The sequence below is a fragment of the Pseudoalteromonas sp. SiA1 genome, from assembly GCF_018732205.1.
Lineage (GTDB): Bacteria > Pseudomonadota > Gammaproteobacteria > Enterobacterales > Alteromonadaceae > Pseudoalteromonas > Pseudoalteromonas tetraodonis.
Genome location: NZ_CP076084.1, coordinates 2,522,467 through 2,547,956 on the forward strand (window position 1 = coordinate 2,522,467; position 25,490 = coordinate 2,547,956).

General features: G+C 41.1%; 22 protein-coding genes. 6 read left to right on the forward strand and 16 right to left on the reverse strand.

What is annotated here, in order from left to right; genetic code table 11:
• Position 1 precedes the first annotated feature (1 nt).
• Both KK487_RS11735 and KK487_RS11740 read left to right on the forward strand, forming a co-directional pair.
• The gene (locus KK487_RS11735) at positions 2-379 is read left to right on the forward strand and encodes a DP-EP family protein (RefSeq protein WP_016899671.1); all 378 of its coding nucleotides are present in this window, start codon (positions 2-4) and stop codon (positions 377-379) included.
• 181 nt (positions 380-560) lie between these two features.
• Positions 561-1,556 (forward strand): sensor domain-containing diguanylate cyclase, encoded by a 996-nt coding sequence (locus tag KK487_RS11740; protein ID WP_024602337.1) that lies wholly within the window; start codon positions 561-563, stop codon positions 1,554-1,556.
• 124 nt (positions 1,557-1,680) lie between these two features.
• Here the strand turns inward: KK487_RS11740 and KK487_RS11745 are convergent, their stop codons facing one another.
• Both KK487_RS11745 and KK487_RS11750 read right to left on the reverse strand, forming a co-directional pair.
• A complete protein-coding gene (locus KK487_RS11745) occupies positions 1,681-3,033 on the reverse strand; it encodes a magnesium transporter (protein WP_013465655.1) in 1,353 nt (450 codons plus the stop codon).
• Between the two features lie 299 nt (positions 3,034-3,332).
• Complete coding sequence (locus tag KK487_RS11750) at positions 3,333-5,000, reverse strand: methyl-accepting chemotaxis protein (RefSeq protein ID WP_024602336.1); 1,668 nt, start codon at positions 4,998-5,000, stop codon at positions 3,333-3,335.
• 401 nt (positions 5,001-5,401) lie between these two features.
• Between KK487_RS11750 and purU the strand changes: the two genes are divergently transcribed.
• The gene (gene purU / locus KK487_RS11755; RefSeq protein ID WP_013465657.1) at positions 5,402-6,232 is read left to right on the forward strand and encodes a formyltetrahydrofolate deformylase; all 831 of its coding nucleotides are present in this window, start codon (positions 5,402-5,404) and stop codon (positions 6,230-6,232) included.
• 72 nt (positions 6,233-6,304) lie between these two features.
• Here the strand turns inward: purU and KK487_RS11760 are convergent, their stop codons facing one another.
• The 3 genes from KK487_RS11760 to acs all read right to left on the reverse strand — a co-directional run bounded on the left by KK487_RS11760 (position 6,305) and on the right by acs (position 10,750).
• A complete protein-coding gene (locus KK487_RS11760) occupies positions 6,305-7,912 on the reverse strand; it encodes an AbgT family transporter (protein WP_016899668.1) in 1,608 nt (535 codons plus the stop codon).
• Positions 7,913-8,066: 154 nt separating this feature from the next.
• On the reverse strand, positions 8,067-8,717 hold the full coding sequence (locus KK487_RS11765) for a response regulator transcription factor (RefSeq protein ID WP_013465659.1): 651 nt from the start codon (positions 8,715-8,717) through the stop codon (positions 8,067-8,069).
• Between the two features lie 92 nt (positions 8,718-8,809).
• Positions 8,810-10,750: an acetate--CoA ligase gene (acs, locus tag KK487_RS11770; protein WP_215521768.1), complete on the reverse strand. Its 1,941-nt coding sequence runs from the start codon at positions 10,748-10,750 to the stop codon at positions 8,810-8,812.
• A gap of 404 nt (positions 10,751-11,154) precedes the next feature.
• Between acs and KK487_RS11775 the strand changes: the two genes are divergently transcribed.
• Both KK487_RS11775 and KK487_RS11780 read left to right on the forward strand, forming a co-directional pair.
• Positions 11,155-12,324 (forward strand): DcaP family trimeric outer membrane transporter, encoded by a 1,170-nt coding sequence (locus tag KK487_RS11775; RefSeq protein ID WP_013465661.1) that lies wholly within the window; start codon positions 11,155-11,157, stop codon positions 12,322-12,324.
• A gap of 202 nt (positions 12,325-12,526) precedes the next feature.
• Entirely contained in the window at positions 12,527-14,647 is a 2,121-nt protein-coding gene (locus KK487_RS11780; RefSeq protein ID WP_197487245.1) for a TonB-dependent siderophore receptor, read from the forward strand.
• A 127-nt stretch (positions 14,648-14,774) separates the two neighbouring features.
• On the opposite strand, the gene recA is transcribed toward KK487_RS11780, so the two are convergent.
• Both recA and KK487_RS11790 read right to left on the reverse strand, forming a co-directional pair.
• Positions 14,775-15,818, reverse strand: coding sequence for a recombinase RecA (gene recA / locus KK487_RS11785; protein WP_013465663.1), 1,044 nt, complete (start codon positions 15,816-15,818; stop codon positions 14,775-14,777).
• 68 nt (positions 15,819-15,886) lie between these two features.
• Positions 15,887-16,375, reverse strand: coding sequence for a CinA family protein (locus tag KK487_RS11790; RefSeq protein WP_215521769.1), 489 nt, complete (start codon positions 16,373-16,375; stop codon positions 15,887-15,889).
• Positions 16,376-16,396: 21 nt separating this feature from the next.
• Here KK487_RS11790 and mutS point away from each other — a divergent pair, with 21 nt between their 5' ends.
• Positions 16,397-18,982, forward strand: a complete 2,586-nt coding sequence (mutS, locus tag KK487_RS11795; protein ID WP_215521770.1) for a DNA mismatch repair protein MutS — start codon at positions 16,397-16,399, stop codon at positions 18,980-18,982.
• Between the two features lie 61 nt (positions 18,983-19,043).
• Here mutS and rpoS read toward each other — a convergent pair whose 3' ends face one another.
• The 9 genes from rpoS to ftsB all read right to left on the reverse strand — a co-directional run bounded on the left by rpoS (position 19,044) and on the right by ftsB (position 25,463).
• Positions 19,044-20,015, reverse strand: a complete 972-nt coding sequence (gene rpoS, locus KK487_RS11800) for an RNA polymerase sigma factor RpoS (RefSeq protein WP_033102888.1) — start codon at positions 20,013-20,015, stop codon at positions 19,044-19,046.
• A gap of 117 nt (positions 20,016-20,132) precedes the next feature.
• Positions 20,133-20,957 carry a peptidoglycan DD-metalloendopeptidase family protein gene (locus KK487_RS11805; RefSeq protein WP_215521771.1) on the reverse strand — a complete coding sequence of 275 codons (825 nt, stop codon included), beginning with the start codon at positions 20,955-20,957 and terminating at the stop codon, positions 20,133-20,135.
• 41 nt (positions 20,958-20,998) lie between these two features.
• Positions 20,999-21,577 (reverse strand): YqaA family protein, encoded by a 579-nt coding sequence (locus KK487_RS11810; protein ID WP_016899662.1) that lies wholly within the window; start codon positions 21,575-21,577, stop codon positions 20,999-21,001.
• Between the two features lie 9 nt (positions 21,578-21,586).
• Positions 21,587-22,225: a protein-L-isoaspartate(D-aspartate) O-methyltransferase gene (locus tag KK487_RS11815; protein ID WP_016899661.1), complete on the reverse strand. Its 639-nt coding sequence runs from the start codon at positions 22,223-22,225 to the stop codon at positions 21,587-21,589.
• Positions 22,215-22,979 (reverse strand): 5'/3'-nucleotidase SurE, encoded by a 765-nt coding sequence (gene surE / locus KK487_RS11820; RefSeq protein ID WP_028833935.1) that lies wholly within the window; start codon positions 22,977-22,979, stop codon positions 22,215-22,217. The genes KK487_RS11815 and surE overlap by 11 nt, the downstream gene beginning before the upstream one ends.
• Positions 22,960-24,009 carry a tRNA pseudouridine(13) synthase TruD gene (gene truD / locus KK487_RS11825; RefSeq protein ID WP_215521772.1) on the reverse strand — a complete coding sequence of 350 codons (1,050 nt, stop codon included), beginning with the start codon at positions 24,007-24,009 and terminating at the stop codon, positions 22,960-22,962. Before truD ends, surE begins: the two co-directional genes overlap by 20 nt.
• Positions 24,006-24,488, reverse strand: a complete 483-nt coding sequence (gene ispF, locus KK487_RS11830; protein ID WP_016899658.1) for a 2-C-methyl-D-erythritol 2,4-cyclodiphosphate synthase — start codon at positions 24,486-24,488, stop codon at positions 24,006-24,008. Before ispF ends, truD begins: the two co-directional genes overlap by 4 nt.
• Positions 24,485-25,186, reverse strand: a complete 702-nt coding sequence (ispD, locus tag KK487_RS11835; protein ID WP_215521773.1) for a 2-C-methyl-D-erythritol 4-phosphate cytidylyltransferase — start codon at positions 25,184-25,186, stop codon at positions 24,485-24,487. The genes ispF and ispD overlap by 4 nt, the downstream gene beginning before the upstream one ends.
• Entirely contained in the window at positions 25,176-25,463 is a 288-nt protein-coding gene (gene ftsB / locus KK487_RS11840) for a cell division protein FtsB (protein WP_013465673.1), read from the reverse strand. Before ftsB ends, ispD begins: the two co-directional genes overlap by 11 nt.
• Positions 25,464-25,490: the final 27 nt, after the last annotated feature.

Sequence of the window (25,490 nt, forward strand, 5' to 3'; positions counted from 1 at the left end):
TATGGATAGCTCTCAAGAACAAATTAACTTTACTGTAAATATTGAATTAGACAGTAACGACAACGCCAATTTTACATACTTTAAAGATAACAAAGAAGTCTCTGGCGGTGGCGTTGTCAGAACTGAAACCGCAGGTATTTATAGCTTAAATGAAGCAACACTTGCTAAAGGTTTTTTATTCACCGGAGCCACTATCACTGATAAAGAAGGCGACTGTGCTGGTGATTTTAAATCAGAAATCAATGATGATGGCCAATCAATCACCATCACAGACACAGATGAAAATAATGGCACTGTGTGTTTAATATTTAATGTTGAGTGCAATGGTAAAGCCTATGAAAGCGCCGACCCACAAATTGAAAATAAAGACAAAAATTAATAAACAACGCTTAATATTTAATTTTTGTTTTCCAAATTGCACAGGCCTTTAACGCCTGTGCATAATAAAAAATACTATTAATCAAAAACTTAAAAGCAGAAGATTACCGAAAGGTTTAATTGCACTTTTTTATGTAAATTTGTAGACATCAAAAACGTCTGTATCATGCTAAGGCTAAAACGTGTCTAAACAAATTAATAAAAAAGAGACTCCAGCGGTTAAAAACGATAAAGCACTCCCCTTCGATTGCGCTTTATCGAGTCCTTTTTCTCATACCCAATTTGGCGCTTTAATTGAATTATTTAACGGCACCGCCGAAGGCATTTTTGTACTTAATGAGCACGGTGGTTTTGAGTTTGCAAACCCAAAAGCAGCACAGCTATTAGGTTACTCTCAGCAATCTCTAATAGGCGAAAATTTACTGTCGTTTTTACACGGTGCAGACCTTGATAAATATAAACAGACGTTATTAAATTGGATAGACATTAAAGATACTTCCCTTAGCTTTGGCCCAAATGAAATAAAAATAAATAAAGCGAATGGTGATATTATTGAAGCAGACTTATCAATATCTAGTATGCCAAAAAGTATTGCATCGGCGCAAAAATTATACGTTTGCATACTTCATGATCTCAGTACGCATAAAGCGATGTACAACCGTTTAAAAATACAAGCTTCAACCGATCACTTAACTGGGCTCGCTAATCGTTTAGCTTTAGATGAGTCACTAAAAAAATACTGGCAAGAAAGTATTCAAAGCCAACAACCTCTAACCAGCATATTGATTGATGTAGATCACTTTAAAAAATTCAACGACACCTATGGGCATATTAAAGGTGATAAATGCTTACAAAAAATTGCAAAAATGCTTTTGCATTGTATCCCGTCAAGAGAGTGTTTGGCAGCGAGATATGGCGGTGAGGAGTTTGCTATTATTTTACCGCGTTGCGATATAAAAAGTGCAACGATTGTTGCCAAGCATGTACAACAACAAATTAATGCGATGACATTTACAGATATAGGCCTGCCACCAGAGGTTAAAGTTAGTGTGAGCCAAGGGATTGCCTGTGAGCACAATAGTCAATACCGTACCTACGAGGCGCTGTTGTACGCCGCAGACACGGCTTTGTACCGCGCAAAAACCGAAGGTAGAAATAAAATAAGTACTGTTGTTTAAAGTTTAAATTAAAGGCCATTCCATGGCGCTATATCTACCCTAAAAGCCACTAAATTGAGTTACTTTACTGGCGTTTAGATTAATTTTAAATGCTGTAGATAAGAGATTAATCTTTATATAAAAATTACAGTAATAACAAACTACCTAACCCTAAAAAGGTCACAAAGCCGACAATATCAGTGACTGTGGTTAAAATCACTGAACCCGACAACGCAGGGTCAATTTTCATTTTATCTAAAATAGAGGGGATCACTACGCCCGCCAACGATGCTGCCACTAAGTTAAGTAATATTGCCACAGTAATGGTTATACTGAGCATAATATCGTTAAACCATACAAAGGTTAGCAAACCAATCACTAATGCCCACACCAAGCCATTTACCGCCCCTACTCGCAACTCTTTTTTAAGTAATGCGTTTCGGTTTGAGTCAGTAACCTGACCCAGAGCCAGTCCTCGTACAATAACCGTTAAGGTTTGGCTACCGGCAATACCGCCCATTGACGCCACTACAGGCATTAATACCGCAAGTGCAACCACTTGCTCTATAGTTGCGCCAAACAAACCGATAAACCACGAGGCTAAAAATGCCGTTGCTAAGTTGATACCTAACCAAATACCACGGTTTTTAGCACTTTTACGAACACTGGCAAATAAGTCCTCGTCTTCTCGTAAACCACCGGCCTTTGCTGTGGCTTCGTCGGCTATTTCTTGACGTAATTCATAAGCTGATGCAATGGTTAAACGCCCTATTAATTTGTTATCGGCATTAACCACTGGCATGGCCATTTTCTCGCTATGAATAACCACTTCAGCGGCTTCATATAAATCATGGTCTGCGTGCAATGAGGTAAAGTCATGATTAGCTAACGTCATTAAACTCTCGTTATCATGCGCTTTTATCAGATCATTAACCGCAACTTCACCGATTAAGCTACCTTTACGGCTCACCAAATAAATAACTTCGCTGTATTGCGGTAAGCCTTTGTGTAGCAGCTTTTTAGCGCCACCCGCAGTGAGTTTGTCTGACACCTTTAAAAAATCAAACCCAATCCAGTGACCTAATTGCTCTGGCGTATATTGCTGAGCCAGTTCGTATTGCTTAGTTTGTGCTTCATCGAGTTGTTTTTTAGCGTAATCAATAAAACGTTGTGGAATAACTTCTTCTAACTCAAGTAGCTCTTCAACATTTACTTCGTCTAATAATTTAAATCCGGCACTGTCATCTAGTGTTTGTAGTAACCATAAACAGCTATCTTCACTTAAATTAACAAAAATTTCGTGCTGCGTGTCTTCATCTAATAAATGCCAAATTTCAAGACGCTGCTCTTTAGGGATCGCCTCAAACAATAAAGATAAGTGCTCAGTTGATAAAGTTTGCTGAGCATCTATAAGTAATTTATTTTTGCGCTCAGTGGTATCACACTGCAATAAGTCATTTATGAGTTGTGGTAACTGATCAACCGGATACTCTATCATTTAAAAACCCTAAAATAGTCGTTTCACTATAAATTTACTGTAATAAGTAAGTACTTATTAATGAGATTAGCTAGGATCTGTTTATCTTTCGAGGTTGAACATGTTTCAATCCAAAAAGGTCAACAGACCCTTATAGTGTACATTAGTCGCTAATAAAAATATTAAAAAATCGCTGTGCTGTTAAATATTTATGGATGTAGCAGGCTATAAACTATTGCGCTTTAGCTAAAAATAAAGCAAAAAAAAGCCGTAACTAAATAAGTCACGGCTTCCAAAAGCAATTAATAGCTAAGTGTTATTTATATTTTAAACTGACCAACTAAATCACCTAAGTTTTGACCTCGTCCCGCTAAGTGCTGACTTACCGAAGAAGTCGTTTTACTCGATTGCGTTAATTCATTCACAATTTCTTGAATTGCATACACGTTACGGTTTATCTCTTCTGTAACGCTACTTTGCTCAGTAGCTGCGGTGGCAATTTGTGTACTCATATCGTTAATTGTTGTTACCGATGTAGTAACCGCACCTAAACTTTCAGATATAGCGCGTGAAGACTCTACAGAGCGGTTACAGCTTTGTTGACTCGCTTGCATGGCTCCTACAGCCGCAGTGACTAAGTTATGTAATTCGCTAAGCATTTCATTAATTTCTAATGTGCTATCTTGAGTACGGCTTGCTAAGCTTCTTACTTCATCAGCTACAACGGCAAAACCACGACCTTGCTCACCCGCTCGTGCAGCCTCAATAGCGGCGTTTAATGCCAGTAAGTTCGTTTGCTCAGCAATACCCCCAATAACACTCAACACGCTATTAATCTTTTTAGACTGTTCACTTAACGAGTTTACTTGCTCAGCGGCTTGGTTAATTTCGCCCATTAAGTTTGAAACTTCACTGAGTGAAACATCCACACAATCTTGCGCATTGGCCACTTCTTTTGTTGCTGCCTGCGTTGATACCGCAACTTGTGTGGTATTTTGTGCCACTTCATGCGAGGTTGCTGACATTTCAGTAATAGCGGTGACTACTAGTTCAGTTTCATGGTTATGTTTCAATAATTTATCTTCAATTAATAAGGTTTGCGTATTGATATCTGATGAGGCCGTTTTAACATCGCTCGTCACATCGACCACGCCCGAAATAATACTATGCAGCTTACTAACAAACAGATTAAACGATTCACCTAGTTGACCAATTTCATCATGGGTGTCAATCACTAATCTTCTGGTTAAATCACCTTCACCTTTGGCTATGTCATCTAAACTTTGTACCATTCGATGTATTGGTTTAACCATATTACTCGCTGCATATAAGGCACCCACGGCTGCTAAACCAAGTAGCAGAAGTGATATTAAAAATAAGGTGGTCATTTTTTCAGTTAAATGCTCAGCCATGGTTGCTTGGTATTTAACTAGTTCAGCCTCAATGTCATCCATATAAGTACCCGTACCAATCATCCAGTTAGTACCTGGGATCATGGCTGCATACCCTATTTTTTCAATCAAACCCGTCGTGTTGGGTTTTTGAAAGTGATAGGTAAAAGACCCACCCCCTTTACGAGCTTGCTCTAGTAAACCAACCACTATTTTTTTACCGTTTGGGTCGGTCATGTCTATTTTATTTTGCCCTTCAATTGCATCGCCTAACAATGCATGAAAAACACTCACGCCATCGGTATCGTAAATAAAATAATAGCCATCTTCGCCAAATTTTAAATCCCTTAGCGCATTTTTTGCGTCTTGTTCATTACCTTGTGCTAATTGGTATTGCACTATTTGAGAACCAATTTCAATTTCTGTTTTTAGCAGCGTTTGTTTATCTGCTATTAGTTTGGTTTTGAATTCATTAAAGTATTGCTGCTGATTTTGCTTCTCTAAATAATATGAACCCGCCATAAAACTGATTAGCAATACAATTAATGGTAAAACAGCCAACAGTAGCAATTTGTTTTTTAAGCTTAAATTACCCATTATTTCTCCAATTAACATTACAAGCCATCAAGCTCTTTTTATTTTGTAGCCCGTTAGCTAAAAAATTTCATTGTTTGCATTACTATACAACGCATACCTGTATACAAATTAAGCACAAACGAGATCGTTTAGCAATCTAATACACTCTTACAATAGTAAAACACACTAAAAAACACTTTATAACTAGACGATAGTATATAAGCAGTAATAAAGAACCAAAAACAATTTAGCCTTTCAAATAGCCAGTACACAGCTTGTTAAACTTCCTTAAAGCTAAATTAACCTGACTAACGCTATTTTAGCTTTAATGAAATTAAATATTGGGCATCACACAAAGGTCTTGCTTTCTGAGTTAAAACGCAAATAATGAAGCAACTAACTACTGGGTAAGAATGAGGAAAATGAGTTACATACTAACCACCCAATGCGCCGATGATATTGGCTTAATCGCCAAAATTACCGGGCTGTGTCACCGACATAACTTAAACATTATTCGTAATAACGAGTTTGTAGATAAAGATGCACAGCGCTTTTTTATGCGCACTGAACTCACTGGCGAACCCCACACTGAGTTTTTAGCACAGCTGCGCGAAGTATTACCCGCAGGTGCAAAAGTGGCGCTACACGGTGAAGAAAAAACCAAAGTCGTATTATTAGCCACAAAAGAAGCCCACTGTTTAGGCGGCATGTTGTTAAAGCAATTTGAACAAACCCTAAACATAGAGATACTTGCCGTGATTGCCAATTATCCTACATTAGAACCTTTGGTTAAGGGATTTGATATTCCTTTTCATGTGGTTTCTCATGAAGGACTTACGCGCAGTGAGCACGACGAAAAAGTCGGTGACTTAATTGCCAGCTATAACCCTGACATTATTGGATTAGCTAAATACATGCGTATTTTAAGCCCTGAGTTTGTTGGTCGATTTGAGGGTAAAATCATCAATATTCATCACTCATTTTTACCGGCTTTTATTGGTGCTAAACCTTATCATCAGGCGTTTGAGCGCGGTGTAAAAATTATTGGTGCCACGGCTCACTTTGTAAATAATGAGCTAGATGAAGGCCCTATTATTTTACAAGACGTATCGAGTGTAACCCATGCTAATACGGCTGAAATGATGGCTAAAATGGGTAAAGACGTGGAAAAAACAGTGTTTTGTAAAGCATTGCAACTAGCATCAGAACATAAGCTATTTATTAATGGCAATAAAACCGTCGTATTTTCATAATTTTTACTTTTAAATAAAAATGCCAGCTAATAAGCTGGCATTTTTTATAAGTAAATATTAAACCTTACTTAGTTAGGGTGTGTAATACGTTGGTGCTCCAGGACCTACTGGCATACCTAAAACAAATACCCATAAGTAAAACAGCACCACCCAACCAACAAAGAAAATAATACTATATGGCAACATAGTCGCTACCAAAGTACCTATTCCCATGTCTTTTTTGTATTTAGTGGCAACCGCGAGGATCAAGCCAAAGTAACTCATCATCGGGGTAATTAAGTTAGTTACCGAATCACCAATACGATAAGCTGCTTGAATTGTCTCGGGGGCATAACCTATAAGCATCAGCATAGGAACAAAAATAGGGGCTGTTACTGCCCACTGCGCTGACGATGAGCCTAGCGTTAAGTTCACTAAAGCACACATTAAAATAAACAACACAAATACTTCCGGCCCCGTTAGGCTAAGTGCCTGTAATAATGCAGCGCCATTAATGGCTAAAATAGTACCTAAGTTAGTCCACTTAAAAAATGCCACAAACTGCGCAGCAAAAAAAACTAATACAATGTACATTCCCATAGAGCTCATACTTTTGCTCATGGCGTTAATCACGTCTTTATCATTTTTCATGGTGCCAACAACGCGGCCATAAACAAAACCTGGAATACCAAAGGTGACAAAAATAAAAACCACAATCCCTTTTAAAAACGGCGAGTGAGCAACTAGGCCTGTTTCTGGGTTACGTAAAATACCGTCTGCGGGTACAACCGTCCACGCGAGTAGTAATGAAACAAAAAGTAATGAGAATCCAGCCCATTTTAAGCCCGACTTTTCTTTGTCAGTTAAACCGGCAATGTTGTTTTGAGCTAAATCTTCACTGGCTTCGTCTGGGTTATATTTGCCTAATCGCGGCTCTACAATTTTCTCAGTAACTAGCGTGCCTAATATGGCAATTAAAAATACCGATATCATCATGAAATACCAGTTTGCTTCTGCGCCTACTTGGTAAGTTGGGTCAATCATTTGTGCAGCTGGTGTGGTAATACCGGCTAGTAACGGATCGATAGTACCCAATAATAAATTAGCACTGTAACCACCAGATACCCCAGCAAATGCCGCAGCAAGACCGGCAAGCGGATGACGACCTAAGCTATGAAATATCATTGCCGCTAGCGGAATCAATACCACATAGCCAAGCTCAGAAGCTGTATTTGATAATATAGCGGCAAACACCACCATAAAGGTCACTAAGCGTTTTGATGCCCCCATTACCATGCCACGCATAGCGGCAGATAATAGCCCTGAATGCTCAGCTACACTCACACCTAATAGCGCAACTAATACCGTCCCTAATGGCGCAAAGCTAGTAAAGTTGGTCACCAGCCCCGTTACAATACGTTGTAAGCCTTCTGCACTGAGTAAGCTTACTACTTCAATAACACCATCTGGATCGCGCCCAGCAGAGCCCTCAGGCCGTGGATCGATAGCGCTGAGTCCAAACCAATCGGCAACACCACTAAATAAAATAATGGCAATACAAAACAATGCAAATAACGTAATTGGGTGGGGAAGCATGTTCCCTAAAAATTCTACAGTGGCTAAAAATCGATTAAACCAGCCGTTCTTTGCGACCTGATTTTCATCTTGGGATGTGTTTGGTGAGTCTATTGAGTCTGACATACCATGCTCTCTTAATTACAAAATGCCCGTAACCTAGCATTATTTACCCAGCAGGTCATGTAATAAAGATGAATGACTTGTTATGTCATAGTAACTGAATGGTTTCGCGTGCTTGAGTTGCAAAAAAGAGGCTCTCGCCTCTAATTTAACCTGTTTAAACTTGCTCTATGGGTTCTAGTTGTAATTTTGCAGCAATTAAAACAGCTTGAGTTCGGTTATAAACACCGAGTTTTCTAAATATGGCAGTTATGTGTGCTTTGACGGTGGCTTCTGAAATATGCAGTTCGTAAGCTATTTGTTTATTCAGTAGGCCTTCGTGCAAATATTGCAATACACGGTATTGCTGTGGAGTAAGTGATGCAACTTGTGCGGCAATTTCCCTATCTTCGCCTTCTATTTCAGCTACCTTACTTTTTAGTTCAGTTGGCAGCCAAGTGTCGCCTTCAAGTATTTGGTTTATTGCATTAGCAATATCATCCGATGAAGATGATTTGGGAATAAACCCCATAGCGCCATAACCCATTACCTTAGAAACAATATTTACATCTTCACTCCCCGAAACCACCGCAATCGGTAAGCTCGGATAATCTTCACGAATACGGATTAATCCGTATAAGTCACCGTTACCTGGCATGTGTAAATCTAGTAGTAATATATCAAGATCTTCTTGTTCGCTTAACACTTTCAATGTGCTATCAAAATCGGCCGATTCAAAAACCTCTAAACCTGCAAATTTTGCGCTCAAAGCGCCCTTTAATGCTTCGCGAAATAACGGATGATCGTCCGCTATTAAAAACTGACTCATTGTTCACTCCCAAAAATTCGGCTGCTATCCGATAGACAACAGCCGATATACTACGTTTAGAATCAACTTCTAATCAAGCTTTTAACGCGAAATTAACGATTTAATCGATTTTCTACTAGCTCATCAACGACTGACGGATCGGCGAGTGTCGACGTATCACCAAGCTGTTGATACTCATTTGCAGCAATTTTACGTAAAATACGACGCATAATTTTGCCTGAGCGAGTTTTTGGTAACCCTGGCGACCATTGGATCATATCGGGTGATGCAATAGGGCTCAGCTCTTTACGTACCCAATTACGGATCTCTTTTGTTAGCTCATCACTCACCGTTACACCCTCGTTAGGTGTAATGTAAACATATATACCTTGGCCTTTAATATCGTGCGGGTAACCGACAACTGCAGCTTCAGCTACGGCTTCATGAGCAACTAAGGCACTTTCAATTTCAGCAGTACCTAAACGGTGTCCAGATACATTAAGCACATCATCCACACGCCCTGTGATCCAGTAATCTCCGTCTTTATCACGACGACAACCGTCACCGGTGAAGTAAACACCCGGGTAGGCACTAAAATAAGTTTGCTCAAAGCGCTCGTGATCGCCATAAACAGTTCGTGCTTGCGAAGGCCAGCTATCTAAAATAACTAGGTTTCCTTCAACAGCGCCCTCTAATGTATTACCCTCAGCATCAAATAACGCCGGTGCAATACCAAAGAATGGACGAGTTGCAGAGCCTGGTTTCATATCGGTTGCACCTGGAAGAGGCGCAATCATAATGCCGCCAGTTTCAGTTTGCCACCAGGTATCAACGATTGGGCAGTTAGATTTACCAATTTTTTCGTAGTACCACGTCCACGCTTCGGGGTTAATTGGCTCACCTACTGAACCTAAAATACGCAGGCTATCTCGGTTTGAACTGGCAATTGGCTCATCTCCTTTGGCCATAAGCGCTCGGATAGCAGTAGGTGCGGTGTATAAAATAGTAACGTTATGTTTATCAACAACTTCACCCATACGCCCTGCTGTTGGGTAAGTTGGCACACCTTCGAATACGACTTGCGTACACCCATTAACAAGCGGGCCATAAGCAATATAACTGTGACCTGTGATCCAGCCCACATCGGCACTACACCAAAAAATATCATCTTCTTGTAAGTCAAAAACATATTCATGAGTCATTGATGAATACACTAAATAACCACCAGTGGTATGTACCACACCTTTAGGCTGACCTGTAGAACCCGAGGTATACAGAATAAATAGCGGGTCTTCAGCGTTCATGCGCTCAGGCTCACACTCGGGTGCTTCATCAGCAACTAAGTCATGCCACCAAATATCATGGCTATGCCAATCAACATCGCCAGAGGTCAGTTTATGAACAACTACATGCTCAACGGTAGTTACCGAATCTTGTAACACCGCTTCATCTACATTGGCTTTAAGCGGTACACAGTTACCCGCGCGTCGACCTTCATCTGATGTGATCACCACCTTAGCGCCTGAATCATTAATACGATCTGCAATAGCAGATGGTGAAAAGCCACCGAATATAACTGAATGAATCGCACCTATACGGGCACAAGCTTGCATTGCATAAATAGCTTGTGGGCTCATTGGCATATAAATGGCAACACGGTCACCTTTTTTTACACCCAATTTTTTTAAGCCATTGGCAAATTTAGCGACTTCGTCATGTAGTTGTTGGTAGGTAATATTTTCACTTTGCGAAGGATCATCGCCTTCCCAAATAAGCGCTACTTTATCTGCTTTTGTTTTTAAGTGGCGGTCGATACAGTTGTAAGATGCATTAAGGTAGCCATCTTCATACCATTTGATATTAATATGGCCTTTATCAAATGAAGTATTTTTTACTTTTGAATAAGGAGTAAACCAGTCAAGACGCTTACCGTGCTCAGCCCAAAACCCTTCAGGGTCTTCTACAGACTGTTTATACATCGTATTATATTTTTCATTATCGACGAGCGCTGCGTTTTTAATATGCGCAGGAACTGGGTAGATACTTTGTGACATATTAGTCTCCAATTTATATTACTTGCCTTAGGCTTTTCATCAAGGATTACTCAGCGGTGCACTATTAAATATTAGACATTAGTTGTATCTAGGTTCAAACAGCTATTATCTTATCTATAATCCCCTTAGTTACACTTGATATACATAAAAATACACATTATTAAAGCAAAGAATATGAACAACTCATATTTATTAAACCTTAGTCTAATAGACTAATAGTTGATTGAGTAAATTGTGTACATATACAACAGTAGCTTAAATATTTAAAAGTATTGACTGTTTATTAACAATCCTTATTTACTTACAAATTAAATTAAAACTATGTAAATTCAATTTGTTAGTACTATATAAGTAACACACGTTAGAAAAAACATACAACAAGTAGCCTATAAAAGGACGCAACAATGAAACTTACTCCAATTAAAACACTGGCAGCTACAGCTGTACTTTGTGCACTTTCTAGCACAGCTTATGCCGCAACAGCTGCAAAAATAGGTGATACCGAATTCACCTACGGTGGATACATTAAACTCGACGCAATGTGGAGTGACTACTCAGCAGGTGCGCCTGCAGGCACCAGTGTTGGCCGTGACTTTTATGTACCAAGTACATTAACCGTTGGCAGCGATAATAACTCAGATGCTGTATTTGATATGCACGCACGTGAATCTCGCTTTAACTTTGGTACGTCTACACTTTTAGATAATGGCAAAACGGTTAAAACTAAAATTGAGTTAGACTTTTTAGCGTCTGCTCCTGGCGGCAACGAGCGTGTGTCCAATTCATATTCTCCGCGTATTCGCCATGCCTTTATTTCTTATGATGGCTGGTTATTTGGTCAAACATGGTCAAACTTTCAAAACGTCGGTGCATTACCAGAAGCGCTTGATTTTGTTGGCCCAGCTGAAGGCACCGTCTTTGTTCGTCAATCTCAAATTAAATACACTACGGGCGCATGGTCTTTCTCTTTAGAAAACCCAGAAAGTACAATTACAACACCTGGTGGTGGCATGGCAGTGACGGATGATGCCTCATTACCTGATTTTACTGCACGCTATACCCACAATGCTGACTGGGGTAACTTTGTAGTTGCTGCACTCGCTCGTCAATTAACTTATAAAGTAGGCGGTGTTGATGCCGATGAAACTTCTTTTGGTGTCAGTGCATCAGGTATGGTTAAACTAGGTGAAGACAACCTTAAATTTATGCTTACTCAAGGTAAAGGGTTAGGCCGTTATGTTGGTCTAAACGTAGCACGTGGTGCAGTACTCAACGGTGATGATTTAGATGCCATTGATTCAACATCAGGTTTTATTGCTTATCAACATAAGTGGAACAGCCAATGGCGCTCTACATTCCTATATTCGTTTTTCTCTGCAGATAACAATACAGACTTACTTTCATTCTCAGGTGATCCGACAGAATCAAGCCAAAGCTACAGCGCAAATATTCTGTACTCACCGGTTAAACGCTTAACCTTTGGTGCTGAATTAAAACATGCAGAACGTGAGCTTGAAAGTGGCGTAGATGGCGATATGGATCGCTTACAGTTCTCTGTTAAATATGCATTTTAATTTCTTTACTGATTAAAGTACTGATTTACTTCCTAAGCGGCTTCGGCCGCTTTTTTTGGTTTTTAACTAGCGCTCAGGTTAACTACAACCACACACTTTATTTAAAAAATATCAAAGATGTGTAAAATACCGACTTAACGCAATTGCAAATCACTCTCATTTAGATTAAATTACACCCACATTTTATCTTATGGGAAACAAGATGCTGTACAAACATAAAAACTCTGCATTTAAACTGAGTCTACTTACTTCACTGGTTTTATCTGGGCATGCTATTGCTAACGACACGCAAGACGACCTACCTCTAGAAAAAATTGCCGTTTATGGGCAACATCATAAAAATTATATTACCGAAGAAGCACAGTCAGCGACTAAGCTAGGTTTAACAATTAAAGAAACTCCACAGTCAATTTCTGTTGTCTCACGTGCGTTGATGGATGACTTTTCACTTGATGATATTAATGCGGTATTAGAAAGCACCCCAGGCGTAACAGTGGAACAAATAGAAACCGATCGTACTTACTTTAAAGCCCGTGGTTTTGAAATAACTAACTTTTTAATTGATGGTTTAGGCACGCCGCAAAGTTCAGGTTCAATTCAAGGTACACTTGATACGGCAATTTACGATCGCGTTGAAATAGTGCGTGGTGCCAACGGCATGATGACCGGTGCAGGTAACCCATCGGCTACTGTTAATATGGTGCTAAAAAAACCAACCTACACCACGCAAGCTCATGCATCCGCTTCTTATGGATCATGGAATAATAAACGTGTAGATATTGATGTTTCCACACCGATTAACGATGAACACGCTGTTCGTGCTGTATTTACTAAGCAAGATAAAGAGTCATACCTAGACCGTTACGAAACCGATAAAACCGTTGCCTACCTTGCCTATGAGGGTAAGCTGACTGACGATACACTACTGAGCATTAACTACGTAAACGAACAAAAAGATGCCGACAGTCCTTTATGGGGCGCGTTACCACTTTATTACACTGATGGCTCAGCAACTAACTATGATGACTCAACTAGCACAGCTGCAGATTGGTCGTATTGGGATAATAGCGCTGAACGTGTTTATGTAACACTTGAGCAAAACTTATCAGCGACTTGGGTCGCTAAAGCGCGTTATGCCCACATAAAAAATGAACAAAATTCAGAGTTGTTTTATGTGTATGGCACACCAGATAAAGAAACTGGTTTAGGTTTAACGGGCTATGCGAGTCGTTATGATTACAAAGACACACAAGATTTGTATGATTTATATGCCAGCGGTAAGTTTGAGCTATTTTCGCTAGAGCACGACTTATCATTCGGCATCAGCCAAGCAAACATGGACTTTAATGACCAATCGCTTTATGACTACACTACAGGTAATGGTTTTCCAGGTATGCCTGATTTAGCAAGTTGGGATGGTGTTATTCCAGAAGCGACATTGGTTGATAGACCTAATGGCAGTGATGTACAAAACACACAAAGGTCGGCTTATATTTCAACCCGCATCAAATTAGCTGAACCACTGAGTATTTTAGCTGGAGTACGCTATACCGATTGGGAAACTAAAGGTATTGCTTATGATGTAGTACAAACCCGTGATGACTCAGAATTAATTCCTTATATTGGCACAGTGTACGATTTTACCGAGTCGTTATCTGCGTATGCTAGCTACACCGAAACGTTTGTGCCACAAAAAGAGTTAGACATTAACGCTGAACAACTGGCTCCTGTAATTGGCAAAAGTACTGAGGTTGGCCTAAAAGCACAGCTTTTAGGTGAGCAAGTATTTGTTACACTCGCCTACTTTGATGCCAAGCAAGATGGACTTGCTGTTGCACTTCCAAACTCTCTTCCTAGCGATACGCGTTATTATGCTGCAGATGGTATCAATAGCGATGGATTCGAAATTGAGCTAAGCGGTCGCTTAACTGATGATTTAAGTGCCAGTATCAGCTTTAGTAATTTAAGTATTGATGGTGACGAACTTGTTAAAGACTACACCCCAGAAAACCAATTAAAAATGGCTGCCACTTATCAGGTGCCATTTATTGATGGTTTAACCTTAGGTGCTAATTACCGCTGGCAAGACTCTATTAGCCGCGTGCAAGTAAAAGATCCAGCAGGCAACGCATTGGTTACTACAAAACAAGGTGCTTATGGCTTACTAGATTTAATGGCCACCTACGAAATCACTCAAAACGTCGGTGTTACCTTCAATGTTAATAACAGCACTGATGAAAAATACATAAACAGCCTCTATTGGGCTCAAGGTTACTACGGTGCACCGCGTAACTACTCACTGTCAGTTAACTGGCAGCTATAAACCTGAGTACTGGGCTCTCATGAACAGAGCTTAAGTCAATTTATAGCAAGCAATAAAAAAGCGCTAACCTAATTGGTTAGCGCTTTTTTTAAGCTCGGGTCAAATCAAGCTTTTAAAACTAATTGGCTTAAAGGTCGCCTTCGTCACCTAATACGTCTTCGCCATCTTCTGGCTCAACTGTTGCTTTTAGCAATAGCATTTCACGCAGTTTACCTTCAATTTCATCTGCAATTTCAGGGTTTTCTTTAAGGAACTTAATCGAATTAGACTTACCTTGGCCAACTTTGTTGCCATTGTAGCTATACCAAGCACCTGCTTTTTCAACAAGTTTGTGCTTAACACCTAAATCAATCAGCTCACCCTGCTTAGAAATACCTTCACCATACATAATGATAAATTCAGCTTGTTTAAACGGCGGTGCAACTTTGTTTTTAACAATTTTAACGCGCGTTTCATTACCAACAACCTCGTCGCCTTCTTTTACCGAACCAATACGACGAATATCAATACGTACAGAGGCGTAAAATTTCAGGGCGTTACCACCGGTTGTTGTTTCAGGGTTACCAAACATTACACCAATTTTCATACGGATTTGGTTAATGAAAATACATAGCGTGTTTGAGCGCTTAATGTTACCAGTCAGCTTACGTAATGCTTGTGACATTAAACGTGCTTGTAAGCCCATGTGTGAATCACCCATGTCGCCTTCAATTTCAGCTTTTGGCGTTAATGCTGCAACCGAATCGACAATAACCACATCAACCGCGCTTGAACGCACTAACATGTCACAAATTTCCAGTGCTTGCTCACCCGTATCTGGTTGAGATACCAGTAACTCATCAATGTTAACGCCTAGTTTTTGTGCATAAATTGGATCAAGAGCATGCTCAGCATCAACAAAGGCACACGTTTTACCTTCTTTTTGAGCTTCAGCGATAACTTGCAATGTTAGCGTTGTTTTACCTGATGACTCTGGGCCATATACTTCAACAATACGCCCCATTGGTAAGCCGCCTATGCCTAAAGCAATATCAATACCTAGCGAGCCTGTTGATACAGCGTCAATGTTTAACGCCTTGTTATCACCCAATTTCATAATTGAGCCTTTACCAAATTGACGTTCAATTTGTGATAAAGCTGCGTCCAATGCTTTTTGTTTGTTATCGTTCATTTTACTCTCCAAATCCAGCTAATGCAGACAAGTATACTGTATGAAATCACAGTATCAAGCTAATTTTATTATTTTATCTTCTCTATTATACTTTTCAATGAAAATACAATAACTTGCAGCCTAACTTGCGCCCTATCTCCATCAAATACTTGCTCAAACGTCCAGTGTTTACCGTTAATTTGTAGCCCAAACCACACAAGCCCTACCGGTTTGCCCTCAGTGGCACCACCGGGACCTGCAATTCCTGAAATAGCAATGCCAATATCAGCATTAGCCGCCTTACATGCACCTGCTGCCATCTCAATGACTGTTTGTTCGCTCACCGCGCCAAATTCCTCGAGGGTATCACGCTTCACATTGAGCAATTCATGCTTTGCGTTATTGCTATAAGTGACAAATGCGCGGTCAATATATGCAGAGCTTCCGGGGGTATCGGTAAGCGAATAACTCACTCCACCACCAGTACATGATTCAGCGGTAGTGATCCATAAGCGTTTATCCGTTAAAATAGCGCCTAATTGCGCAGCAAGTGTCTTAATCTCTTGATGTAATTCCATATTCAGCCTTTGGGTAAATACATGTCGTTTGATCTTTATGCACCGCACACTATAAAACAACAAACCCCTATGATGCAGCAGTATCTAAAAATAAAATCAGAGCATCGCGATATTTTATTGTTTTATCGGATGGGGGATTTTTACGAACTCTTTTTTGACGACGCAAAACGCGCCGCGCAATTGCTTGATATTTCACAAACACATCGCGGCAAAGCCGGTGGCGATCCTATTCCTATGGCGGGCGTGCCTTATCATGCAGTAGAAAACTATTTAGCCCGCTTGGTACAAATGGGCGAGTCGGTGGCTATTTGTGAGCAAGTGGGCGACCCAGCCACCAGCAAAGGTCCTGTTGAGCGCAAGGTAGTACGTATTGTCACCCCGGGTACCATTTCTGACGAAGCCTTACTGCAAGAACGCCAAGACAACCTTTTAACCAGTGTCTGGCAAAATAAAAAAGGCCAATACGGTATTGCGTATCTTGATATCAACTCAGGACGCTTTAATGTTGTTGAAGTAAACACTGATGAAGCATTTAGCTCAACGCTACAACGCTTAGCGCCTGCTGAATTACTGTATAGCGAACACTTTGAAAATATCCACTTAATTGAACACATTAAAGGGGCAAGACGTCGCCCTGATTGGGAGTTTGACCTTGATACCGCGCAACACTTACTGTGCGAGCAGTTTGGGACCAAAGATTTAGTGGGATTTGGCGTCGACAAAGCACATAGCGCCTTGGTGGCAGCAGGCTGTTTAATGCAGTACGTAAAAGATACCCAACGTATTGCATTACCGCACATCCGCGCAATCACTCTTGAGCATAACGAACACGCGGTTATTTTGGATGCGCCAACCCGTAAAAACCTTGAGTTAACGGTTAATTTATCCGGCGGCTTTGAAAACACCTTAGCCCAAGTGCTTGATAAAACAGCAACGGCGATGGGCTCGCGATTACTTAAACGTCGCATTCATACTCCTATTCGTAATAAAGATGAACTCAACTCACGACTTAATGCTATTACTGCCATTTTAGATGCACAATTATGTGGTGAACTGCATGACGCGCTCAAAGAGATTGGTGATATAGAACGTGTAATTGCTCGCTTGGCATTACATACCGCTCGCCCACGCGATTTAACACGGCTTCGCAGTGCGCTTCAAGCATTAGCACCGCTGCATAGCTTATTAAACGATGCAACTGATACACGTATTTCACATATAATTACGCATTCTAAAGAGCTTCCTGAGCTACAAGCATTACTTGAACGTGCTGTCATTGATAATCCGCCAGTGTTAATTCGTGATGGCGGTGTTATTGCGCCAGGGTATAACAGCGAACTCGATGAGTGGCGTAATTTAAGCCAAGGTGCCACCGATGTGCTTGAACAGCTAGAGCTGCGCGAACGTGAACGCACCGGTATTAGTACACTTAAAATTGGTTATAACCGAGTGCATGGCTTTTTTATTGAAGTGAGCCGCGCCAACTCGCACTTAGTGCCTGCAGATTACATTCGTCGTCAAACATTAAAAAATAACGAACGCTATATAATCCCAGAACTAAAAGAACACGAAGACAAAGTCCTCGGCAGTCAATCAAAAGCGCTGGCTCTTGAAAAACAATTGTACGAACAGTTATTTGAATTTATAGCTCCGCATATTGAGCAGCTACAAATAATGGCTTCGGTGATTGCCGATTTAGATGTACTAAATAACTTGGCAGAGCGTGCTCAAACACTTAATTATGCCAAGCCTGAGCTTTGCGATAACGATAATATCAGCATTAAACAAGGCCGCCACCCTGTGGTAGAGCAGGTAATGAAAGACCCGTTTATTGCCAACCCTGTGGAGCTCAATAACCAGCGTAAAATGTTGATTATTACCGGCCCTAACATGGGCGGTAAATCAACCTACATGCGCCAAACTGCGCTTATTGTGCTTATGGCACATATTGGCTGTTTCGTTCCTGCCGATAGCGCTAAAATTGGTAATATAGATAGAATATTTACCCGTATTGGCGCCAGTGACGACTTAGCATCTGGGCGTTCAACCTTCATGGTTGAAATGACCGAAACCGCGGCTATTTTAAATAATGCCACCGCGCAATCATTGGTGCTTATGGATGAAATAGGCCGAGGAACCAGTACTTACGATGGTTTATCACTGGCGTACGCGACGGCTGATCACCTCGCTTCAATAATAGCGGCTAAAACCCTGTTTGCAACCCATTACTTTGAACTTACAGAACTTGCAGAGCAAACGCCTGGGCTGGTTAATGTGCACCTAGATGCCATCGAACACAACGATACCATTGCCTTTATGCATACGGTATTAGATGGCGCAGCGAGTAAGAGCTTTGGTTTGCAAGTAGCGGCACTGGCCGGGGTGCCTAAAGCAGTTATTGCCCAAGCTAAACAAAAGCTAAGCTTGCTTGAAAACCATCAAAGTGTCACCACAGTCACTACAGAGCAACAGGTTTTACCGTTTGATAGTGAACCGCAAATAATTCAGCCTAGTGAGCTTGAGCAACAAATGAGCGCAATAGACCCTGATAACCTATCACCGCGTCAGGCGCATGAACTGCTTTATAAATTAAAAGCACTGCTTTAAACGCAAACAGCCCGGCTTAAAAAGCCGGGCTGTATTCATTTCTCTGTGTGTTTAGATTAGATTAAGCAAATTGTTCAAATAAGCTTTCGGTACTTAAGCCTTCTTGTTGCAAAATATCTTTTAAGCGGCGCAGCGCTTCAACCTGTATTTGGCGAACTCGCTCACGGGTTAAGCCTATTTCACGGCCAACATCTTCAAGGGTTGAGGGTTCATAGCCTAGTAAACCAAACCGACGTGCAAGTACTTCGCGTTGCTTAGGGTTTAATTCACCTAACCAGTCAATAATATGCGTATTCATATCGTTGTTTTGTACTTCACCTTCAGGGCCTACATTTTTTTCATCAGCTATCACATCTAATAATGCACTGTCATTCTCGCTACCAATGGGCATATCTACAGAGGCTATTTTTTCATTTAGGCGTAGCATTTTGGTGACGTCTTCAACCGGTCTATCTAAGCTTTCTGCAATTTCTTCTGCGGTAGGCTCATGATCAAGCTTTTGCGTTAGCTCACGTGCTGTACGTAAATAAACGTTAAGCTCCTTAACTACATGAATAGGCAAACGAATCGTACGCGTTTGATTCATTATCGCCCGCTCAATGGTTTGACGTATCCACCATGTAGCATAAGTAGAAAATCGAAAACCACGTTCAGGATCAAACTTTTCAACCGCTCTAATGAGTCCTAAGTTACCTTCTTCAATTAAATCGAGTAGAGCAAGCCCACGATTGTTATACCTGCGCGCAATTTTCACAACCAAGCGTAAGTTACTTTCAATCATGCGTTTACGGGAAGCTTCACAGCCTTTAAGCGATTTTCGTGCAAAAAAAACTTCTTCTTCGGCACTTAATAGAGGGGAAAAGCCAATTTCGCCTAGGTATAACTGAGTGGCGTCGAAGTTTTTAGTGACTTCTTCTTTAACAAATACGTCTTCATCTTCCACGTCATCAAGTAGTTGCGTTGGCTCTTCAACTTTTGAATCGTCAAACTTATCATCAGTGGGGGTTTTCTCAGCTTTTGCTACATCAGCCATAAGACTTCTCCTGAGCAAGCTATCAATAACTTTATGATTAAGGTCTGTAGTCGTTTTATTAGCTTTTGCTGTATTAGCCATGAGCCTTCTCCAGAACTGTCAATCAACACCTTTAGTTCAGGGTAGGTATTTAGCAGGGTTAACAGCTTTTCCTCGATAACGAATTTCAAAGCGAAGTGCCGTTACTGAAGACTCTGAATTACCAATTTCTGCTATTTTTTGTCCCGCCTTCACTATTTGCTTTTCTTTAACAAGTAACTTTGAGTTATGTGCATAAGCACTTAGGTAATCATCATTATGTTTCAATATAATTAAATTACCGTAACCTCTTAGTGCACTACCCGCATAGACTACCGTTCCTTGAGCAGCGGCGAATACTGCCGTCCCCTTTTTATTAGCAATCTGTAGGCCTTTATAACCATTTTCCTTGTTAGAAAAGCGTTGGATTATTTTACCTTTAGCAGGCCAAAACCAACTCAACTTTCTGTTTGTAGAACCTTGAGACTTGCTAATTTTTTGGTTAGCTTGTTTTTGAACATACCTTCGTTTTTTCGGCTTATCAAGCTCTTTCTTTAATTTTTTGTTATTTTTTTGTAAACGAGATGACTTTTTAGCTGGGTGTTTTTGATTCGTTTTTGCTGTAACCCTTGGCTTGCTTGGCTCTAAAAGAGAAACAACCTGACCAGGAACAATAGTGTAAGGTGATGGAATTGAATTGTTTTTTGCAAGCTCTCTGAAATCTTTTCCGGCACTAAAAGCAATCGAGTAAAGTGTATCGCCTTTTTGTACTGTGTATTTTCCGCCGTTAATATTAATCCGTGAGGGATAGTCATTAATATTATTATTTAAACTGCTTACCGGAGCGGGAACATGGCGAGACGAGCATGCACAGAGCAAAACACTAATAAATAAAGCAACATAACAGCGTATTTGTTTATTCAATGCGTTTTGCCCTCTGCGTTAATAACATTAATATATAGTACTTAACGTAATAAAATGTACGCAACAACAATTAAAGCAACAACAGCCCAGCCAAGCACTTCAATATATTGACGTAATTTTTGCTCCATTTTAACTCCGCCCCATTTCATTAAAGCAGATACTAAAAAGAAACGCGCCCCTCGTCCAACCGCCGATGCAACAATAAAGGGTAAAAACGCCATTTGTAATACCCCTGCACCAATAGTAAATACCTTATAAGGAATAGGCGAAAACCCGGCTAAAAATACCACCCATACGCCATAATCTTTAAACCATGTAAGTGCCGTATTAAATTTATCTTGCCATTGCATTTGTGCAATAAAAGGCTCTACAACAGGTTCAAATAACCAAAACCCTAGTAGATAACCTAGCACGCCGCCAAGCACAGAAGCTACGGTAGCAAAGCTTGCAAATCGCCATGCTTTACTCGGTTGTGCCAGCGACATAGGCGCTAACATTACATCGGGTGGCACCGGAAAAAAAACCGATTCGGCAAAGCTCATCCCTGCTAAATAACGTTCTGCATGGCGATGCTTAGCCCACACTAAGGCCATATCATATAACTTGGTAAACAACTTCAAAATGAATTCCTATTCAATATCGCCAGGGACCAAAGGTACAAATCTTACTGGCGCAATTACATGCTCTGTAAAGCTATCGCCTTGGCGAATAACCATGGTTAATTTTTGTTCTGCCTCACCAATGGGGGCAAGTAATACGCCTCCATCTGCAAGTTGTGCGAGTAGTTCTGGAGGGATAATCGTTGCCGCAGCCGTCACAATAATGCCATTAAATGGCGCTTGCGATTGCCATCCTTGCCAACCATCACCGTGTTTCATAGTGACATTATATAAATCGAGCTGATGTAATCGACGCTTTGCTTGCCATTGCAAAGCTTTTATACGCTCAACCGAATACACCTTATCAAAGGTTTTAGCCAGTACCGCGGTTTGATAGCCGGATCCGGTACCAATTTCTAACACTTTACTTTTCACGCCAGCTAAACGCATCAATTCGGTCATACGGGCAACAATGTAAGGCTGAGAAATAGTTTGTCCTTGCCCTATCGGTAGCGCCGTATTTTGATACGCTTTGTGCTTTAGTACATCATCAATAAAGATATGCCGAGGAATTTGCGCAATCGCCTTTAAAACCTCCTTATCTTCTACGCCCTCTCGTTGTAATAGGTCTGAAAGCGCTTGTGCACTGCGGGTATAATTAGCCAGCACGGTTGATCTCCAACTCGGCTAACCACTCTCCCACAGCTTTGATACTGTCTTTAGCGGTCATATCAACGCTCAATGGGGTGACTGATGCATAGCCATTATTTACAGCATAAAAATCAGTGCCTTCACCGGCATCGCTTTCTGTACCCAAAGAACCATACCAAAAAATATCGCGTCCCCAAGGATCGCTTTGCTTAGTCATGGTTTCTGCTTTGTGTCGCGCGCCTAAGCGAGTTACCTGAACCCCTTTTAGCTCACTTAAAGGAATATCTGGCACATTAATATTGATGATCTGATCTTTAGGCAGTGGATGCGAAGCAAGCCCTTTAATAATATTGACCGTAACGGCTGCTGCCGTTTCAAAGTGTTCACCATGGTGAGAGCACAAAGACACCGCAATTGCTGGTAAACCCAGATGACGACCTTCAGTCGCCGCAGCAACCGTACCAGAGTAAAGTGTATCGTCACCTAAATTGCCGCCGTGGTTAATACCGGCTACCACTAAATCGGGCTTTTCATCCATTAATTGATTCACACCTAAATGCACACAATCCGTTGGCGTGCCATTAACCGACATAAAGCCATTGTCGAGTGTCGTTGCACGCAAAGGATTCATTAACGTCAGTGAATTACTTGCGCCACTGCAATTTCTATCTGGCGCAACCAGCGTTACCTCAGCAATTTGTGTTAATGCTTGGTATAAAACAGCAATACCTTTGGCATTAACACCATCATCATTACTTAATAGAATCTTCATCTACGTTATCCTTTTCTTTTCGCTCGCGAGGACTGGCGTCAGTATAATCAACCAGTTCGCGCAGTAAAGCCGTTGCAAAGCAGCCTTTGGGTAAACCAAAGCTGAGTTTTAATGTGCGTTCATCAAGTGTTTCTACACTTAGATCTTGGGGGATTAAACGCAGCATCCTGCGCTCGTTTTTAAGCCCTAACTCACCTAAGCCATCACACCATGCTTGATACGGTGCCAACCATGTTTTTTCTTGTTCGGTAAGGCCTTTTTCGCTTTTTCCCACCATGGGCGCCGACATCATAATATCGCCAGAGGCAAGACGCGCAATATTTTCATCACTTATCGCATCTTCAAAAAACGCATTGCTACCGCTAAGCATAAATACTTCGCGGTGCATGGTTTTAGCAAGGCCATGTTCTGCCACGCGTAAACTAACAATTTGATTAAACACATGTGAACGTGCTGCAGAAATAATAATGCCTCGCAGCTTTTTATCGCGTATGCGCTCACCGGCAAACATTTTTTCGGCCATCACTAGGTTGTGTCCATCACGGCCAAAACGCTGCTCACCAAAATAGTTAGGCACACCAGCACGCACTGCGTTTATACGGCACAAAATATCAAGCGGCTCGGTTACATTGCGCAAGGTAATAGTAAATCTATTTCCTTTATGACAACCGGTGCGTAATTTTCGCTCATGGCGCTGCTGCGATACCACAAACACACTTTCACTGTTGAGCTCAGTAAAATCAATATGCTTTTTAATCGGTACTTTTACGCTAAACCACTGCGAGCATACTCCATGGCGGTCTTTCATACCGGCATAGCTTACATCACGTGGCGATACACCCGCTTTTTGTGCAATCAGCTTGGCAACATATTGGGTGTTTTCACCCTTTTTAACCACTTGCAAACACACGTGTTCACCACTACCGGTAAACTCTATACCAAGATCTTCATCAACCATAAAGTCTTCTGCGGTGGTTTTAAAGTCGGCTTTAGAAAGCGGCGCACCATATAAATAATTTAATTCGCTCATGCGCTTTGTTTACTCATAATGACCACGGCATGGCTTGAAATACCTTCTTTTCGCCCCTCAAACCCGAGCTTTTCAGTGGTTGTGGCTTTAACATTTATCTGTGAGAGCTCAGCATTTAAATCACTGGCAAGATTGGTTCGCATTGCTTGAATGTGCGGCAGCATTTTTGGTGCTTGTGCCACAATGGTGACATCCGCATTGCCCAATACATAGCCCTGTTGCTTGGCTAGACTCACTACATGGCGAAGTAAAATACGGCTATCGATATTTTCATATTCACTGGCTGTATCTGGAAAGTGCTTACCAATATCGCCCAGCGCTAATGAGCCTAAAATCGCGTCACACAACGCATGAATAGCTACATCACCATCTGAGTGCGCTAAAAAGCCTTGCGGGTAATCAATTTTTTCGCCGCAGATGGTTAAAGGCCCTTGGCCTCCAAACTTATGCACGTCAAAACCATGGCCTATTCGTATCATGTTGCACTCTCATTATTTTGTTTTTGCAGTAAAAAGCCTGCTAAGTCTAAATCTTCTGGGGTGGTAATTTTAATATTATCACTGCGCCCTGCCACCAGCTTTACCGGCTTATTTGCCCACTCCATTGCACTGGCTTCATCAGTAATGGTTACGCCGCTGTTAAGCGCATTTTGCAGTGCTGTTTTCAGCTCGTCATATTTAAACAGTTGCGGAGTAAGCGCTTGCCATAAATCGTCACGCGGCACAGTGTGCTGTGCATGTGTTTGGCCGCGTTTTATGGTGTCTTTTACTTTACTGGCTAAAATGCCGCCTTCATCTGATTGCACGCACTGTGTTATTAAATGCTCCATATCAGCAATATTCACTAATGGTCTTGCTGCGTCATGCACCAATACCCAGGTAGGCGGATTTGCTGCTAAAAAAAGTAAACTATTTAATACTGAATCTGCACGTTCTTTGCCGCCAGTGGCACGCACAATGCGAGGATCAGTTAGGGTGAGGTCGTCAAAGTAAGGGTCGTTGTCGCTCAGTGCCACCACAATAGAACTTAACTGCGATAAGCCAGACAACTTGGCAAGCGAATGCTCTAAAATAGTTTTTCCCGCTAAGGAAATATATTGCTTAGGTGTTGCATGTTGCATTCTGCTGCCAACACCTGCGGCAGGAACAATAGCTGCAATAGTAAATTTATTTGTCATGGTGTTGAGCCGGTAAAACACGAATAAAGGTTTCGTCCGGTTTAATCATTCCTAATTCGTTGCGGGCACGCTCTTCAATGCCTTCAAGGCCGAGCTTTAAATCTTCTATATCCGCTTTTAATACTTTATTACGCTTGATCAGCTTTTCGTTTGTTTGTTGATGCGATGCTACCGCATTTTTTAGACGGGTGTAGTCTTGCACACCATTATGGCCAAACCAAAGTCTATACTGAATAAAAAGTGCTAAGCACAACAAGCCAAATTGAAAAAATCGCATTAAACACTCCTTATTTTAATTTTGAAT